Annotated in this window: 14 protein-coding genes; all 14 read left to right on the forward strand. The window is 48.8% G+C overall.

Annotated features, from left to right (window positions below):
- The first annotated feature begins 5 nt into the window (after positions 1–5).
- A complete protein-coding gene (gene rbfA / locus BM241_RS00400; RefSeq protein WP_025746634.1) occupies positions 6–371 on the forward strand; it encodes a 30S ribosome-binding factor RbfA in 366 nt (121 codons plus the stop codon).
- The gene (locus BM241_RS00405) at positions 368–1,357 is read left to right on the forward strand and encodes a DHH family phosphoesterase (RefSeq protein WP_025746635.1); all 990 of its coding nucleotides are present in this window, start codon (positions 368–370) and stop codon (positions 1,355–1,357) included. Before rbfA ends, BM241_RS00405 begins: the two co-directional genes overlap by 4 nt.
- Before the next feature lie 23 nt (positions 1,358–1,380).
- On the forward strand, positions 1,381–2,289 hold the full coding sequence (gene truB / locus BM241_RS00410; RefSeq protein ID WP_092281793.1) for a tRNA pseudouridine(55) synthase TruB: 909 nt from the start codon (positions 1,381–1,383) through the stop codon (positions 2,287–2,289).
- Between the two features lie 10 nt (positions 2,290–2,299).
- Positions 2,300–3,244 (forward strand): bifunctional riboflavin kinase/FAD synthetase, encoded by a 945-nt coding sequence (locus BM241_RS00415; RefSeq protein ID WP_092281794.1) that lies wholly within the window; start codon positions 2,300–2,302, stop codon positions 3,242–3,244.
- Positions 3,245–3,349: 105 nt separating this feature from the next.
- Positions 3,350–3,613, forward strand: coding sequence for a 30S ribosomal protein S15 (gene rpsO / locus BM241_RS00420; protein ID WP_025746638.1), 264 nt, complete (start codon positions 3,350–3,352; stop codon positions 3,611–3,613).
- 259 nt (positions 3,614–3,872) lie between these two features.
- Complete coding sequence (locus BM241_RS00425; RefSeq protein WP_025746639.1) at positions 3,873–6,044, forward strand: polyribonucleotide nucleotidyltransferase; 2,172 nt, start codon at positions 3,873–3,875, stop codon at positions 6,042–6,044.
- A 109-nt stretch (positions 6,045–6,153) separates the two neighbouring features.
- Positions 6,154–6,864, forward strand: a complete 711-nt coding sequence (locus BM241_RS00430; RefSeq protein WP_025746640.1) for a polysaccharide deacetylase family protein — start codon at positions 6,154–6,156, stop codon at positions 6,862–6,864.
- 116 nt (positions 6,865–6,980) lie between these two features.
- Entirely contained in the window at positions 6,981–8,246 is a 1,266-nt protein-coding gene (locus BM241_RS00435) for a M16 family metallopeptidase (RefSeq protein ID WP_025746641.1), read from the forward strand.
- Between the two features lie 47 nt (positions 8,247–8,293).
- Positions 8,294–9,703: a tRNA (N6-isopentenyl adenosine(37)-C2)-methylthiotransferase MiaB gene (miaB, locus tag BM241_RS00440; protein WP_177206054.1), complete on the forward strand. Its 1,410-nt coding sequence runs from the start codon at positions 8,294–8,296 to the stop codon at positions 9,701–9,703.
- Between the two features lie 86 nt (positions 9,704–9,789).
- Positions 9,790–12,414 carry a DNA mismatch repair protein MutS gene (gene mutS / locus BM241_RS00445; protein ID WP_092281795.1) on the forward strand — a complete coding sequence of 875 codons (2,625 nt, stop codon included), beginning with the start codon at positions 9,790–9,792 and terminating at the stop codon, positions 12,412–12,414.
- A gap of 11 nt (positions 12,415–12,425) precedes the next feature.
- Positions 12,426–14,267, forward strand: a complete 1,842-nt coding sequence (mutL, locus tag BM241_RS00450; RefSeq protein ID WP_092281796.1) for a DNA mismatch repair endonuclease MutL — start codon at positions 12,426–12,428, stop codon at positions 14,265–14,267.
- A gap of 13 nt (positions 14,268–14,280) precedes the next feature.
- A complete protein-coding gene (gene miaA / locus BM241_RS00455; RefSeq protein WP_025746645.1) occupies positions 14,281–15,231 on the forward strand; it encodes a tRNA (adenosine(37)-N6)-dimethylallyltransferase MiaA in 951 nt (316 codons plus the stop codon).
- Between the two features lie 106 nt (positions 15,232–15,337).
- Positions 15,338–15,646, forward strand: a complete 309-nt coding sequence (hfq, locus tag BM241_RS00460) for an RNA chaperone Hfq (RefSeq protein WP_025746646.1) — start codon at positions 15,338–15,340, stop codon at positions 15,644–15,646.
- A gap of 134 nt (positions 15,647–15,780) precedes the next feature.
- Complete coding sequence (locus BM241_RS00465) at positions 15,781–17,067, forward strand: methionine gamma-lyase family protein (RefSeq protein ID WP_035146226.1); 1,287 nt, start codon at positions 15,781–15,783, stop codon at positions 17,065–17,067.
- The last annotated feature ends 11 nt before the right edge of the window (positions 17,068–17,078 follow it).

The following is a 17,078-nucleotide window of genomic DNA, read 5'->3' on the forward strand; positions in this document are numbered from 1 at the left end:
TTGATATGTCTTATCAGAGAGCAGAAAGAATAGCTGAGGAGATTAAGAGAGAGCTTAGCGATATATTGCGCAGCCATGTAAGGGACCCTCGTATTACCGAAATGGTGTCCGTCGTAAAGGTTGAAGTATCCAAAGATTTGCGCCACGCTAAAATATACGTGAGCGTGTTGGGAGACAAGGAAGAAAAGCAGAAAACCATGGAAGGGCTTGATCGCGCAACCGGATTTATACGCAAGGAGCTGGGACAGAGGTTGGGATTGCGTTATGTGCCCGAAATACGCTTTATACTGGATGAATCGATAGAGTACAGCATTCACATAGCTCAAAAGATTGAGGAACTAAAGAAAAAAGAACAGGATGAGAATCAATGAGAGCCATTAAGCTTATGCCGGTTGTTGAAGCTTTAAAACGGGGCAAACATTTTGCCATCATTGCACATATAGCTCCTGATGGTGATACTATCGGGTCGTGCCTCGCACTGGCAAATTTTTTGATGGACCACGGAAAAACGGTTGAGCTGTATTGCCATGATGCACCACCCGAGAGCCTGGCCTTTTTGCAGGGTATCCGGAATTTTGTGAGGCCAGGTGAGAGTGGCGGAAGTCAAGCGCATTCCGCTTATTATGATGCGGTTGTGTGCCTAGATTGCAGCGACGAGGGAAGGCTGGGAGATGCGGCTTTCCTTCTCAAGCGGACATCTTGTACCATAAACATTGACCACCACGCCACCAATACCCTGTATGCCGGCATCAACGTGGTGGAACCAGGGGTTTCTTCAACTGCTGAGCTGGTCTTTGACCTGATACAGGAGATGGACGGGGATTATTTTTCTTTGCCTGTCTATGAGGCGATATACACCGGTATTGCCACCGACACGGGTGGCTTTGGGTTTAGCAATACCACCCCTGCAGCCCATCGAATAGCTGCACAGGTCATCGAATATGGTCTTGATGTGGACAGGTTGACCAGGTTGTTGTTTAGAAATACCACGCTGGCCAGGGTGAGGTTGCTGGCAAAGGTGCTGGATTCCCTGGAAATGCATTGCGATGACAAGGTGGCTTTTTTGATGGTAAGCAAGGTTATGCTGGAAGAGGCTGGGCTTGACGAAAACAATACCGAGGGAATAGTCAATTATGGCATAGACATCGTGGGGGTAGAGTGTGCAGCACTGTTTAAAGAGGTGGAGAAGGACAAGACCAAGGTGAGCCTGCGCACCAAAGGTGCCGTTGATGCAAGCGCTTTGGCCGTAAAGTTTGGCGGAGGCGGTCATGCACGAGCAGCTGGGTGTTTGATAAATGCAGGCATTGAAGAAGCAAAAGGGCAGGTTTTGGAAGCGCTGAAAGGTATGCTGGAATGAAAAGGAGTTGATGCACCATCGGTTTGGACGGGGTTATCAATGTCTTGAAACCGCCGGGGATGACCTCCAGCGATGTGGTGGTATATCTTCGTAGGTTGCTCAAAGTTAAGAAGGTAGGGCATACCGGTACTTTAGACCCGGGTGCTGCGGGTGTCCTACCCGTTTGCATCGGCAAAGCCACCAGGTTGGCCAGCCTCATCATTGATGAGGACAAGGTCTATCGCTGTGAAATGATCTTAGGGGTTGAGACTGATACTCTGGATTCGTATGGACGGGTCATTTCGACTTCGAATGATTATCCAACTTTTGAAGACATAAAGAGAGTCTTCGAAGAGTTTCGGGGGCGCGTCAAGCAGTCACCGCCTATGCATTCCGCTATAAAATACAAGGGTAAAAAGCTATATGAATATGCACGGCAGGGCCAGGAGCTGGATATCTCGGGGCTGGGGAGGGAAGTGACCATCTACCGAAATACCATATTGCAATACCTGCCGCCCAACAAGGTTCTGTTTGAGGTTGAGTGCTCCAAGGGTACATATATACGATCTCTATGCCGGGATATAGGGCGCAGATTGGGCTGTGGTGCCTACATGGGCTTTTTGCTGAGGTGCCGCACAGGAAGGTACACCATCGATGATTCCTATACGCTATACGAAATCGAGGAACATCTTTTAAAGGGAGAACTGGATAAGGTCATTATATCCATGGATAAAGCGGTCGAGGGGTTTGAAAGGGTCGATGTCCCATCCATGCACTATCAAAAGCTGATCAACGGTAATCCCGTTAAATTGGCTGCTCGGGCCTTAAAGCTTGAGAAATTGGACCACCAGGCCCCTATAAGGGTATACTGCAGGGGGCAGTTCATAGGAATAGGCATGGTCAAATTGGAGGAGGATTACATCCATATAAAAATGGACAAAGTACTGGTGTAAGGGGGCGGCTATGCAGGTAATATTTAATGAGAAAGGTGACCATTCGCTGGGGCATCCTGTAGCCATCGCGCTGGGAATGTTTGATGGAATTCACAAGGGGCATCAGGCTTTAATTGGGCGTTTAAAAGAGATAAAGCGCCGCTATGGATATACTACAATGGTATATACATTCAAGCAGCACCCTTTAAGCTGCTTGCCACCGCGGAAGGCTCCGCCGCAGATCATGAACCTGAACAAGAAGATACTGGAGTTTCATCGCATGGGAGTGGACATCCTTGTCCTCAACAATTTCGATGAGGGATTTGCGCGCACAGCGCCCCGGGAATTCATACAGCGGTTCTTGCTTGAAAAATACGACGTGCGCTACATCGTGGTGGGATACAACTACCGTTTTGGCTATAAGGGAAGCGGTGATGCACACCTTCTGATTCGAATGGGCAAAGAAAAGGGTTTTGAAGTTGTGGTCGTGCCACCTGTCAAGGTTGGCGGGGAAGTGGTCAGCAGCAGCTTGATCCGCAAAACCATACAGCAGGGGCATGTGGCAAGGGCATGGCAGTATCTAGGGAGTCCTTATTCCATCAACGGCGAAATAGTACGCGGTGCCGGGCGGGGAAAAACGCTGGGGTATCCTACGGCCAACTTGGACATTGGTTCAAAAAACATGGTGATTCCCAAGTTTGGTGTGTACCTGACGTGCTGCAATCTGGATGGGCAGTGGCTTTGGGGAGTTACCAACATAGGACGAAACCCCACGTTTGATCAGTCTGGCCTGCATATAGAGACATTTTTCTTAGGCTACCAAGGTGGAGAGCTGTACGGCAAACGCACCAGGCTATATTTCTTGAGGTATATAAGGGAGGAAAGGCGGTTTCCCTCAAAGCAGGAACTGGTACAGCAGATGGACCGCGATATAGCGGTAGCCAAAAATCTCATTTACAAAATGTTCAATGTGTGATAAAATAACACTCGAGCAATTAACCACTTCCTTGGTTTTACGTGCCTCCGGCGTAATACTAAGGTTGTGGCGGTTATATTAGAATGCAATGGAGGTGACGAAGGAATGGACAAGGAACTGAAGAGGCAGATCATCGATGCCTATAAGCTCCATGAGAATGATACCGGTTCTCCCGAAGTGCAGATCGCGTTGCTCACCGAGAGGATCAATCATTTGACCGAACATCTGAAAGTACACAAAAAGGACCATCATTCTCGTAGAGGGCTTCTCATGATGGTTGGCAGGAGACGTGCTTTGCTTAATTACCTCATGAAGAAGGATATTGAGCGTTATCGTGCTATTGTGTCAAAGCTGAATTTGAGAAAATAGAAGGTGGAGCGGGGATGCCCGCTCCATTGCTTATTATGCATCTGTTTAAAAATAGTGCTGGCTGGTCTGCGGCGTATACCGCCATCCCATGCTATTGTGAGTAGAATGTTGCAGATAATCGACAGAATTTATCTTCAATTAAGAAGGCAAATAATAATAGAAGAAAAATCTGGTGAATGAGGTAAACTAAATGTGTTTAAGTTTTATTTAAACCTTATGATAACTAGAATTAAGCATGAAAGGAGATGAATGCTTGGTAATGGAACACAGGATATACACCACAGAGGTTGCAGGTGCCAAAATCACGGTCGAGGTAGGAAAGCTGGCTGAACAAGCCAATGGCGCTTGTACTGTACAGTGCGGCGATACCGTGGTGTTTGTGTCGGCTACAGCTTCCGACGAACCCAGGGAAGGGATAGATTTCTTCCCGCTTACCGTGGATTTCGAGGAAAAGCTGTACGCTGTAGGGCGCATCCCTGGAGGATTTATAAAGAGGGAAGGTAAACCCACCGATAAGGCCATATTGACCGCCAGGCTGATCGACAGGCCTTTAAGGCCTCTGTTCCCCAAAGGGTACCGTAACGATGTGCACATAGTGGCCATGGCTTTATCGGTAGACCCCGACTATCCACCTGATGTGTTTGCCATGCTGGGTTCCTCCATCGCATTGAGCATTTCAGATATCCCCTTCCTTGGGCCCACGGGTTCGGTGGCTGTGGGGATGATCGATGATCAATTTATCATAAATCCAACCAATCAGCAGAGGGAGAAGAGCAAGCTACACCTGATCGTTTCGGGCACAAAAGATGCAATACTCATGGTAGAGGCAGGAGCAAATGAAGTGACCGAGGCTGAGATGCTGGATGCAATAATGTTTGCCCACCAGTATATCAAGGAGCTGGTGGAATTCCAGGAAAAGATCATTGAAGAGGTTGGGAAGCCCAAACGCCAGGTTGAGCTGTATGCACCCGACCCCGAGGTGGAAGCTCAGGTAAGGGAATATGCCACCGAAAAGATAAGGGAAGCCGTCAGAACGCCCGATAAACGGGAACGCGAACAGAAGATGAGCGCAATAGAGAAGGAAGTCGTGGAACATTTTGCTGAGACCTTCCCTGAAAAAGAGGCCGATATCAAAGAAGTGCTCAACATAATAACCAAAGAAGTTGTTCGCACCATGATACTCAAGGAAGGCATAAGGCCCGACGGGAGGACACCCAAGGAGATCCGGCCCATACACTGCGAAGTGGGGTTGCTCCCGCGTACCCACGGTTCAGCATTGTTCCAGCGCGGGCAAACTCAGGTGCTTACCACCTGTACTCTGGGAGCGCTGGGCGATGTTCAGATACTCGATGGGCTGTGGGAAGAGGATTTCAAGCGCTATATGCACCACTACAACTTCCCGCCCTATAGCGTCGGTGAGGCACGGCCAATGAGGGGTCCCGGTAGGCGCGAGATAGGTCACGGCGCGTTGGCTGAGCGGGCGCTGGAACCCATGATTCCCAGCGAAGAAGAATTCCCCTATACCATTCGCTTGGTGTCTGAAGTGATGAGCTCCAACGGTTCTACTTCTCAGGCCAGCGTATGTGGAAGCACATTGGCTCTTATGGATGCGGGTGTACCCATAAAAGCGCCGGTGGCGGGGATAGCCATGGGCTTGATCAAAGACGACGAAACCGGACAAGTGGTAATACTATCCGATATCCAAGGATTAGAGGATGCTACAGGTGATATGGACTTTAAAGTGGCCGGTACCGCAAAAGGCATTACCGCAATACAGATGGACATCAAGATAATGGGCATTGACCGAAACATACTGGAAATGGCTTTGGAGCAGGCACGAGAAGGGCGCTTATTTATACTGGATAAAATGATGCAGGCCATATCCGAGCCGAGAAAAGAGGTATCGCCTTTTGCTCCAAAGATTGTTTCCACCACCATCAGCCCTGAGAAGATCCGAGAGGTGATCGGCCCTGGCGGTAGAACCATTAACAGGATAATAAGCGAAACGGGTGTAAAGATCGATATACGAGAGGACGGAAGAGTGTATATATACTCTCCCAATATAGAGGATGCCAAGAGAGCACTAACCATGATAGAGAACATAACCAGGGATGTGGAAGTGGGCCAGATCTACTCCGGAAAAGTGCTGCGCATTACCGATTTCGGCGCGTTTGTTGAAATACTGCCGGGGAAGGAAGGCCTGGTTCACATCTCCAAGCTGGCCCACGAAAGGGTCAGACGAGTTGAAGATGTAGTAAAGGTAGGTGATGAGATTACCGTTAAGGTAACCGACATCGACGAACTGGGACGCATCAACCTCTCCAGAAAGGATGTGTTACCACCTCCTCCAAAAAGCGAGGTGAACAAGCGAATGCCTCAACATCATCAACGCAGAACAGGTAGCTATCCTTTAAGAAGACAACACAAATAAAACATAAACTGTTTTACAGTTTATGTTTTATTTTATTTTTATCACATATCTTTTCACCCGCTGAATACCTATTTTAATGGGATATTTTATTCAGGGGTGAAAAGATTTTATGGTCATTGTCTTGAGAAAAAGGACCTTAATCCTGTGCTTTGCGGTGGCCGCACTGGTGGCCTTTATTCTATCTTCAGGGCGTGGCGAAACGCTGTACGCGCTCAACTACCTGTCATCAGGAAACCCGATATACAAGGGAGATGGATCACGGCCCCGGGTTGCCTTTGAGTGCAACGTGGTATGGGGTACCGAATATGTGCCCGCAATGCTGGATATATTCAAACAACACGGCATAAAGATCACCTTTTTTATAGGGGGAGAATGGGCCGAGCAAAATCCCGAGCTGCTGAAGAGGATGGTACAGGAGGGGCATGAGCTGGGCAACCACGGATACAGCCATAAGTACCACAGCAAGCTTAACTTTGAACAAAACCGAGAGGAGATAATGAAAGCTGAGAAGGCGATAGAAAGGATAACGGGAGTTAAGACCCGCCTTTTTGCACCGCCTTATGGGGATTTCAACAAGACCACCCTGCAAGCTGCTCAGTCCCTGGGGTACAAGACCATCATGTGGAGCATCGATACCATTGACTGGAGAGGCGACGGGGTCGACAGCATCATCAAGAGGGTGTTTAAAAATCCCCACAACGGCGCTTTTATCTTAATGCATCCAACGGAAGACACCATAGAGGCGCTACCTGTAATCATAAACGGACTTCGCCAGAGAGGGTATGAAATTGGGCGCATATCCGATTTGTTGAATGAATGAAAATCCAACGCATATCTGGGCATAACCTAAATTTCTAAAATAATTATAGAAGAATCCATGATATTTTGATAAAATACTCTCTGAAACTAAAAAGTCAAATAAGAAAGGTGAAATGAATGTATAAGAGGTACCAACTTGAAAATGGGATACGAATCGTAACAGAGAAAATTCCTTATTTTCGGTCGGTGTCGATAGGTGTATGGTTTGCGGCGGGGTCTCTTTACGAGGATTTCGAGAGCAGCGGTATACCGCATTTTATCGAGCATATGCTCTTTAAAGGTACTAAAAATCGTACTGCTAAGCAGATTGCTCAGGCCATGGACGCTGTGGGAGGTCAGCTGAACGCCTTTACGGCAAAGGAATGTACCTGCTATTACAGCAATGTGATCGATGAACACCTGCCACGGGCTATAGACGTCCTGTCGGATATGATTACCAATTCCTTGTTGGACCCCGTTGAGATGGAAAAGGAAAAGGGCGTCGTGCTGGAAGAGATACTGATGTATGAGGATTCGCCAGAGGACCTGGTGCATGACCTATTGGCTGAAGCCTTGGTGGGTAAGCACCCCCTGGCAAATTCCATACTGGGCAGCCAAAGGTTCATACTTGACCTCAACCGTGAGATGCTGGTTTCTTTTTTGGATGAGAAATATTTGCCACAAAATACGGTGATATCGGTAGCCGGCAACTTCGATGAACAGCAGTTGATCGATTTGTTAGAAAAATTTTTCGGGAATTGGAAGAAAGAGTCGGGTAGTGCCGTGGGACAATGCAGCGTCCCGGTGCCCCTTTATCAGTCGAGAAACCTCTTTAAATGGAAGGATATAGAGCAGGTACACATGTGTATTGGGTATCCAGGGATACCGCTGGGACAGGATGATGTGTATCCTCTCATGATATTCAACAACCTCTTGGGCGGGGGTATGAGCTCACGGCTTTTTCAGAACATAAGGGAGGACAAAGGTCTGGTGTATTCCATCATGTCCTATCCCTCTTTTTACACCTGCGGTGGTCTGTTTACCATCTATGCGAGCATGAAGCCTTCGCAGGCCAAGAAAGTGGCGGATTTGATCATGGAGGAGATACAGAAAATCAAGACAGAGGGTATTTCACGCGATGAGTTCAATACTGCCAAAGAGCAGCTGAAGGGCAATTACATTTTGGGGCTGGAAAGCAGCAGTAGTAGGATGAACGCCATAGGAAAGTCCGAACTGCTTTTAGGAGTGGTTAGGACCCCAGAAGAGATACTTACCAAGATTGGAAACGCCACAATGGACGACGTGATGAGGGTGGTAGATCAGGTTTTGTCTCCTGATACCATGGCCATTGCGGTGGTGGGTCGTGAAAACGTGCTGGAAGGCACCAGCTGTACCGCGTCTTGAGTTGCGGGTTGCATAAAGCTGTGCGCGAGGATATAATAATCAATGAAATGCAAAAAGAAAATACAAAGGAGGCTACAATGGCAATAAAGGAAGAACAAGTGGATTACATCGAAGCTGTAAGGCAGCTGATAGATGATAAGAACCTTAAATACCATATAGTGACATATGGCTGTCAGATGAACGTCCATGATTCCGAAAAACTGGCCGGCATGCTGCTTGAAATGGGCTACCAGGAAACGCCCAACATTGAAGAAGCCGACCTCATACTTTTCAATACCTGCTGCGTACGCGAGCATGCCGAGCAGAGGGTCTATGGAAATGTGGGAGCACTGCAGCCATATAAGCGCAAAAAGCCAAACCTCATCATTGGTGTTTGTGGGTGCATGATGCAGCAAAAGGGAGCGGCCGAGGAGCTCATAAAGAAGTTCCCGTTTGTGGATCTGGTGTTTGGCACGCACAACTTGCACCATTTTCCCAAGCTGCTGTATGAAGCGTTGTCATCTGAACATTCGGTTGTGGAAGTGCTGGACGAAGAAGGAGGAATCATAGAAGGGTTAAGGCCGCACAGAGCCACAGGCGTGTCGGCTTATATTACCATAATGTACGGATGCAATAACTTCTGCACCTATTGCATCGTTCCGTATGTTCGCGGTCGCGAGAGGAGCCGGAACCCCCAGGATATATTAGACGAAGCCAGAGAGCTGGCACGGCAGGGCTACAAGGAGGTTACTTTGCTGGGGCAAAACGTGAATTCCTATGGCAAGGACCTGGGCGGTGAGTACCTGTTTCCGGACCTGCTGAGGGATGTGAATAAAATCGAGGGCATTGAAAGGATCAGGTTTGTTACCTCCCATCCGAAGGACCTATCCCAGGACCTCATAGACGCGATGGCAGAGTGTGAAAAGGTGTGCGAACACATTCACTTGCCGCTCCAGGCGGGAAGCGATCGCATACTTCGCAAGATGAACAGGCATTATACCAGAGAGGATTATCTGAAGCTGGTGGACAGGCTTCGCGAGAGGATTCCCGGTATAGCCATTACTACAGATATAATAGTCGGTTTCCCGGGAGAGACCGAAGAGGACTTTCAAGATACACTGGACATGGTGAGAAGGGTGCAGTATGATTCGGCGTTTATGTTTATGTACTCTCCGCGAAGGGGTACACCGGCTGCTAGCATGCCTGATCAGGTAGATGAGGAGGTCAAGAAGGATAGGCTAAACAGGCTGATAGAGCTTCAGACCGAGATAAGCAAGGCTAAAAATCAGCAGTACCTGGACAGGGTTGTTGAGGTGCTGGTGGAAGGCGTGAGCAAGAACAACCCCGAGAAGCTATCGGGCAGAACCCGTACCAATAAGCTTGTCCATTTCCCGGGAGATGAGAGCTTGACAGGACAGCTTGTGAAAGTGAAGATTACGCTCCCCAAAGCCTGGACGCTGGATGGGATTTTGGTGTGATAATTATCAATGCTTGCAGCTAACAGTACTTGCAGCTAACAGTAATGGTAGAGAGATAGAGGTATTGATGATGGGGAGGTTTTTATATGGCTGGTCTTACTCCCATGATGCAGCAATACATGAAAATCAAAGAGCAATATAAAGATGCTCTTCTTTTTTTTAGGCTGGGGGACTTTTACGAGCTGTTCTTTGACGATGCTGTAATAGCGTCGAGAGAGCTGGAGATAGCGCTGACCGGCCGGGATTGCGGCTTGAAAGAGCGTGCTCCCATGTGCGGCGTTCCCTATCACTCGGTTGAAGGGTACATTGCCAGATTGATCGAAAAGGGCTACAAAATTGCCATATGCGAACAGATGCAGGACCCGGAAGAGGCCAAGGGCCTGGTGGAGCGGCAGGTGGTAAGGGTTATAACGCCCGGCACGGTGCTGGAAGACTCCATGCTGGAGGAAAAGAGCAACAACTACCTTGTTTCCATATTCAAGGATGGATCCAATTTCGGTTTTTCAATAGTGGACGTGTCAACCGGCGAATTCTACGTCAGCCAAATTACAGGAGAAAACGCTGAAGCCAAGCTGATGGACGAGCTGTCCAGGGTTAGTCCGCGGGAGATATTGATAAACCAGAGCGCCGAGCTTGATCAGCACCTGCTGGGCACATTGAAAGAGCGGTGTTCGCCCTTTATCACCCTTTATCACGAGTGGGCCTACAGCTACAATTCCGCCTACCAGAAGCTCATACAGCATTTTTCGGTGCATTCTCTGGAAGGATTTGGCTGTCAGCACATGGATTACGGCATCTGCGCAGCCGGCGCGCTGATGGAGTACCTGACCGAGACGCAAAAAAACGCCCTGCGCCATATAACCCGCATTAAGCCCTATTACCTTGAGTCCTACATGGTGCTTGACGCCGCCACCAGGAGAAACCTCGAACTTACCGAGACCATACGGGGGAAGGACAAAAGGGGTTCGCTGCTGTGGTTGCTCGATAAGACCAGCACTGCCATGGGTGGCCGACTCATAAGGAAGTGGATACAGCAACCACTCATAAAAAAGGAAGAAATAGAGTACCGGCTGGATGGGGTTGAGGAGCTTTGCAGCGACAGGATTTTGCTGGATGACCTGTGCGCCATGCTGAAGCGTGTCTACGACCTTGAGAGGCTGATGGCACGCATATCTTACGGCACTGCCAACGCACGGGACCTGCTCTCCCTCAAGCAGTCGGTGAAGAATTTACCCGATATAAAAAAGCTGCTGGAACATTGCAAGTCCGCCATACTCAAAGATGCATACGTTAACCTGGATACATTGGATGACATATACAACCTGATTGAGGAGTCCATTGCCGAAGACCCTCCGCCCACCATCAAGGAGGGCAATATCATAAAGGACGGATACGACGCCCAGCTTGACCAGTACCGAAGAGCCATGCGGGAGGGCAAAGAGTGGATTGCTTCTCTTGAACAGAAGGAAAGGGAGAAGACCGGCATAAAGAACTTGAGGGTGGGCTTCAATAAGGTGTTTGGCTACTATATCGAGGTCACCAAGTCCTATTACGATATGGTGCCCGAATACTATATACGCAAGCAAACTTTGGCCAATGCCGAACGATATATCACTCCCGAGCTTAAGGAGATGGAGGATGCCATTTTGGGCGCAGAGGAAAAGAGCGTTCAGCTGGAATACCAGCTCTTTTTGAAAATTAGGGAGGAGATTGCCAGGCACGTTGATAGAATACAGGCCACAGCTCAAATAATCTCGACGCTGGATGTTTTATGCTCCCTGGCAAGGGTGGCCATAGAGAACGATTATGTGCGCCCCGAGATTACTACTGACGGCATTATTTCCATAAAAGAGGGGCGACACCCTGTAGTGGAAAAAACCCTGCCCAGCGGTATGTTTGTGCCCAACAACACATACCTCGACAAGTCGGACCATCGCTTGATGATAATCACCGGCCCCAATATGGCCGGGAAAAGCACTTACATGAGGCAGGTGGCTCTCATAGTTCTCATGGCCCAGATAGGCAGCTTTGTTCCTGCCCGTGAGGCCAAAATCGGCATAGTAGATAGAATATTTACGCGTATCGGTGCATCGGATGATCTGTCTGCCGGTCAAAGCACCTTTATGGTAGAGATGAACGAGGTGGCCAATATACTGCACAATGCCACTCCAGACAGCCTGCTTATACTAGATGAGATCGGCCGCGGGACAAGCACCTTTGATGGACTGAGCATCGCATGGGCCGTGATAGAATATATCTGCACGCAAAAGTCTCTGGGCTGCAAGACCCTGTTTGCCACCCACTATCACGAGCTCACCGAGCTGGAGGGCAAGCTGCCGGGCGTCAAAAACTACTGCGTATCAGTCAAGGAGCAGGGGGACAATATCATATTTTTGAGGAAGATTGTAAGAGGTGGTTCTGACAAGAGCTTCGGGATACAGGTGGCCAAGCTGGCCGGTCTTCCCGAACCAGTCGTTGAGAGGGCCAAGGCCATACTGTCCCAGCTTGAAGAGTCTGACATCGCCAATAAAAGCTCTGCTGCCACCTCCTCTGTAACCGAGAAAAAGCCCACGGGTGAGCAGCTTTCATTTTTTATCCCGAAGCCTTCAGAGATTGAAGAGGAGCTAAAGAGCATCGATGTGTTGAATATCACTCCCATGGAGGCTATGAATATTCTGTACCGTTTGGTTGAGAAGGCAAAAAAACAATAGGAGGGGATCCTTTGCCCAAGATCAATATACTAGACGAGTTTACCATAAATCAAATAGCGGCGGGCGAGGTGGTTGAAAGGCCGGCATCGGTGGTAAAAGAGCTGGTGGAGAATTCCATAGATGCCAGCAGCTCTGCCATTACGATAGAGATAAAAGATGGCGGCATACCATTCATCAGGGTTACCGACAATGGAGAAGGTATGGACCAGCAGGATGCCCGGCTTTGCTTTGAGCGCCATGCCACCAGCAAGATCAGGTCCAGCGACGACCTTTATGAGATCCGTTCTCTGGGCTTCAGGGGTGAGGCGCTGGCCAGCATAGCGGCTATCTCGCAGGTGGAGATATTCACACGGCCGCGTAACTCCCTGTCGGGCACTCACGTCATCAATCACGGCGGCAATGTCATATCGGTACAGGAGGTGGGGTGCCCTGAGGGCACCACTGTGATTGTTAGAAACATATTTTACAATACGCCGGCGCGGCTTAAATTCCTCAAGGCTCCCAGGACAGAGGCGGCGTACATCAGCGATTTGGTCGCCAAGCTCATACTTGCCCACCCAGAGATTTCCTTTCGTTATATAAATAACGGCAAGGCTGTATACCATTCCTCGGGAAATGGCGATTTGTTATCGGCCATAATATCGGTATACGGAAGGGATGTAAGAGAACAGGTTATCAAGATAGATAGAAGCGACGATAAAAGCGGTCTATCACTTTATGGGTATTTAGGCAGGCCATCGCTTGCCAGGATGAACCGCAACCACCAGTCGTTTTTTGTCAACGGGCGCTACGTAAAAAGTTCGCTGCTGTCAAGGAGCCTGGAGGACGCCCATCGCTCTTATCTGCCTCTCCATCACTTTCCGTGGGCTGTTCTGCATATAAGCATACCGACCAGCCAAGTTGACGTAAACGTGCACCCTGCAAAGACTGAGGTAAGGTTCAGGAAGGAAGAAGAGGTGTACTCGCTCATATTCCAGTGGATCAGGGAGACGCTTGAGGCGCACCCATATATCCCAGATATAAAACATGAGGTCATTCAAGGAGTAAACCGTCTTGATGCTCCAAATCAAGATGAGGGGGGAGATGATGATAAGGTTGATGCGGGCTCTCAGCAACTAAAACTTAAGCAGGAACAGGTATCATTTTTAACAAGGCCCGCAAAACAGCAGGTCAAACATGTTTATATAGATGCTGACAGTTTTGAACGACAGGAGAAAAAATATGCCAATGAGGGTTTAGATCAAGAAATTTATGTGCATAATATAAATGAGCTGGTAAATTTTAAGATTGTTGGGAGAATCTTTTCAACTTATGTTATAGTAGAAGGGGAGGACAGCGTATTCTTCATAGACCAACATGCGGCCCATGAACGGTTGATATACGAGGAGCTACAGGCAAGCCTGGCGCAGCGCAAGGTTGCTAGCCAGCAGCTGGTGCCCCCGGTGATACTCCAGCTTTCACACGATGAGTATATGTTGATCGAAGAGGCCATGGATATTTTCAAGTCACTGGGGTTTGAGCTGGAACCGTTTGGAGGAAACGCATGGGCCGTAAGGGGTATACCGGCTGTACTGAGCGGGGCGAGTATCAAGGAGCTGTTTTACAATGTTTTGGACCAGTGGAAGGGGGAGCGAGATGCACATCTCTCGATCGCATTCAAACCACATGATATCATGAAAATAGCCTGCAAGCACGCCGTAAAGGCGCGGGATCCCCTATCAGAGAGGGAAATTCTGTCCCTGCTTAACGACATCCAGGACAAAAAGATCCCTTTGACCTGTCCGCATGGAAGGCCAATCGTAGTAACCATTACCAAGCACGAGCTGGAGAAGAAGTTCAAAAGGATACAGTAGGGGGAATTGAAAGATGGAGAAAAAGCCTTTGGTGGTGATCGTAGGGCCAACTGCTGTAGGAAAGACCAGGCTGTCCATTGAGCTTGCCAAGGCTTTGAACGGAGAGATCGTCTCGGCCGACTCCATGCAGATATACAGGTATATGGATATAGGCACTGCGAAGCCTACAGCGGAAGAGCGACAGGGGATACCCCATCACATGATGGACATCATCGATCCGGGTCAGGAGTTCAGCGTGGCGGAATACCAGAGACTGGCGACTCAGGCAATTGATGATATACACAGTAGAAATAAGCTTCCCATAGTGGTGGGGGGTACGGGCCTGTACATAAAATCCTTGCTGTATCCCATGAATTTTACCGATGCTTCCTATGACCAGGAGTTCAGGAAAGAACTCCAGCGCCAGGCTGAGACCATGGGGAAAGAATACCTTCATAAGAAGCTTCAGGCTGTGGATCCCAAAACGGCTGCGCGGCTTCACCCCAACGATGTGCGCAGGGTGATCAGGGCTCTGGAGGTATATCATCTGACCGGGAAGCCCATGTCGGAATACAATCAGGAACTGGAAAAGATGGACTATAAATATAACGTGGCCATGATAGGGCTTACCATGGACAGGGCAAAGCTGTACGAGAGGATTAACCAGCGAGTGGATGAAATGATAGAAAAGGGATTGCTGGATGAGGTAAAGCAGCTGCTTGACAGGGGTTATACCAGGGATATGATATCCATGCAGGGCCTAGGTTATAAAGAGCTGATCGATTACCTTCAGGGCAGGGTATCGCTTGAAGAAGCGATATACATCTTGAAGCGGGAGACGCGCCGGTATGCAAAACGCCAGCTCACCTGGTTCAGGGCCCAAAAGGATATCGCATGGGTGGATGTGGATCAGTTTGAATCGCATGAAGCCCTGGCCGAGTGGTGCCTGGCTTATATAAAAGAAAAGTTAAACATAAATCCTTAAAATCATCTTTTAAACAATTGAAAAATCGTATATAATATTAACAAAATAATATTAACAAAATAAGGTATAAATTTTACATATTATTTTTGAAGGGTGGTTAATTGAAATGGCAAACAAGGTGACGATTCTTTTGCAAGATGCCTATCTCAATCAGCTGCGCAAGGAACGGATACCTGTTACTATTCACCTGATCAACGGGTTTCAGCTCAAAGGGCTGATCAAGGGTTTTGACAATTTCATCATCCTGTTTGAGAGCGAAGGCAAACAGATGATGATATATAAGCATGCTGTTTCTACCGTAACCCCAGCCCGACAGGTTACCTTCGCCAGCGCTAATAACAACAATGCGTCCAATAATAACGCCAATGCCAACAAGGAAAAGGCAAATTCGCCTGAGGCTACCGGTCAAAGTTAAAATTAAATGGTTTTGATAGGCTTTACTCAATTTTGGAGCGAGATCCTTTGGCTTTATAAGCTGGTACAGCGTTACAGCTTGGCCAAAGGGTTTCGCATTTAAGGGGGAGAATTTTTGCGTTGAGGTCAAAGTTGATGCAACGACTGTACAACGATTTGGCCATACCGCAAAAGGTCGCTGAATTCGTCCAAGATGCCCATGATGAGGTAAGGGGGGCATTTGAAAGGATAGATGCGCTGCGGGAATACCATCAGGCCAGAGTGCTGAAATTTATGAATGAGTGCCAGGTCAGCCAGAGGCACTTCTATCCTTCTACGGGTTATGGCTATGGGGATGAAGGTCGTGACACCCTGGATAGGTTATACGCTGCCGTGTTTGGAGGGCAGGACGCTTTAGTGCGCCCCCAGTGGGCTTCTGGAACCCATGTCATAAGCGACTGCCTGTTTGCCCTGACAAGGCCGGGCGACATCATTCTGTCGATTACCGGAAAGCCATATGATACTCTGGAGCAGGTCATTGGCCTGGGGAAGCAGCCATCTGACGGTTCACTGGCTGAGTGGGGAGTGGGCTACAAGCAGGTTGATTTGACTCCCGAAGGGAATATCGACATGCCGGCTGTGCTGTCATTGTTGGAGGACCAGAGGGTAAAGCTGGTTTTGATACAGCGCTCAAGGGGATACAGCCTGCGGCCATCGCTGTCTGTGCTGCACATCAAAAAGGCTATACAGGGTATCAAGAACAAGAGGAGCGACGTGTTGGTGCTGGTTGACAACTGCTACGGCGAGTTTACTGAGGAACTGGAACCGTGCCATGTAGGTGCAGATGTAGCTGTGGGGTCGCTTATAAAGAATCCCGGGGGTGGATTGGCTCCGACGGGAGGATATGCTGTTGGTACCAGCAAAGCCATTGAGAAACTGTCATATCGCCTGACCTGCCCAGGGGTGGGGAGGGAAGTGGGGTCATATGCTGCCCAGTATACGCCGTTTTATCAGGGCTTATTTCTTGCTCCCCATGTGGTGGGAGAAGCGCTAAAAGGTGCTGTGCTGACAGCAAAGGTGTTTCAGCAACTAGGCTATGCAGCATCGCCCAGCTGGGATGAACCGCGATTCGACATAATACAGTCAATACAGCTAAAGAGCGCAGAAGAGCTCATTGCTTTCTGTCAGGCCATACAATCGGCTTCGCCGGTGGACAGCCATGTGCTCCCTCATCCCTGGGATATGCCTGGCTATCAACATCAGGTAATCATGGCTGCTGGCACGTTTGTCCAGGGAGCGTCGATTGAACTGAGCGCAGATGCGCCACTCGTACCGCCGTATGTGGTGTACCTGCAGGGCGGCTTGACTTATGAGCACGTGAAGCTTGCCTTGATGAAAGTGCTAGCTCAAATGTGCCATAAAGGATTTATCAACCTCACATGATATCGTTTTAA

The sequence above is a fragment of the Caldicoprobacter faecalis genome (assembly GCF_900115765.1).
In the GTDB taxonomy this organism is placed as follows: domain Bacteria; phylum Bacillota; class Clostridia; order Caldicoprobacterales; family Caldicoprobacteraceae; genus Caldicoprobacter; species Caldicoprobacter oshimai.

Excerpts from the sequence above, each read along its gene's own strand:
- mutS (WP_092281795.1), top strand. The coding sequence starts at position 9,790 with ATGGCTGGTCTTACTCCCATGATGCAGCAATACATGAAAATCAAAGAG.
- miaA (WP_025746645.1), top strand. The coding sequence starts at position 14,281 with ATGGAGAAAAAGCCTTTGGTGGTGATCGTAGGGCCAACTGCTGTAGGA.
- BM241_RS00465 (WP_035146226.1), top strand. The coding sequence starts at position 15,781 with ATGCAACGACTGTACAACGATTTGGCCATACCGCAAAAGGTCGCTGAA.
- miaB (WP_177206054.1), top strand. The coding sequence starts at position 8,294 with ATGCAAAAAGAAAATACAAAGGAGGCTACAATGGCAATAAAGGAAGAA.
- BM241_RS00430 (WP_025746640.1), top strand. The coding sequence starts at position 6,154 with ATGGTCATTGTCTTGAGAAAAAGGACCTTAATCCTGTGCTTTGCGGTG.
- BM241_RS00415 (WP_092281794.1), top strand. The coding sequence starts at position 2,300 with ATGCAGGTAATATTTAATGAGAAAGGTGACCATTCGCTGGGGCATCCT.
- BM241_RS00425 (WP_025746639.1), top strand. The coding sequence starts at position 3,873 with ATGGAACACAGGATATACACCACAGAGGTTGCAGGTGCCAAAATCACG.
- hfq (WP_025746646.1), top strand. The coding sequence starts at position 15,338 with ATGGCAAACAAGGTGACGATTCTTTTGCAAGATGCCTATCTCAATCAG.
- rbfA (WP_025746634.1), top strand. The coding sequence starts at position 6 with ATGTCTTATCAGAGAGCAGAAAGAATAGCTGAGGAGATTAAGAGAGAG.
- rpsO (WP_025746638.1), top strand. The coding sequence starts at position 3,350 with ATGGACAAGGAACTGAAGAGGCAGATCATCGATGCCTATAAGCTCCAT.
- BM241_RS00435 (WP_025746641.1), top strand. The coding sequence starts at position 6,981 with ATGTATAAGAGGTACCAACTTGAAAATGGGATACGAATCGTAACAGAG.
- BM241_RS00405 (WP_025746635.1), top strand. The coding sequence starts at position 368 with ATGAGAGCCATTAAGCTTATGCCGGTTGTTGAAGCTTTAAAACGGGGC.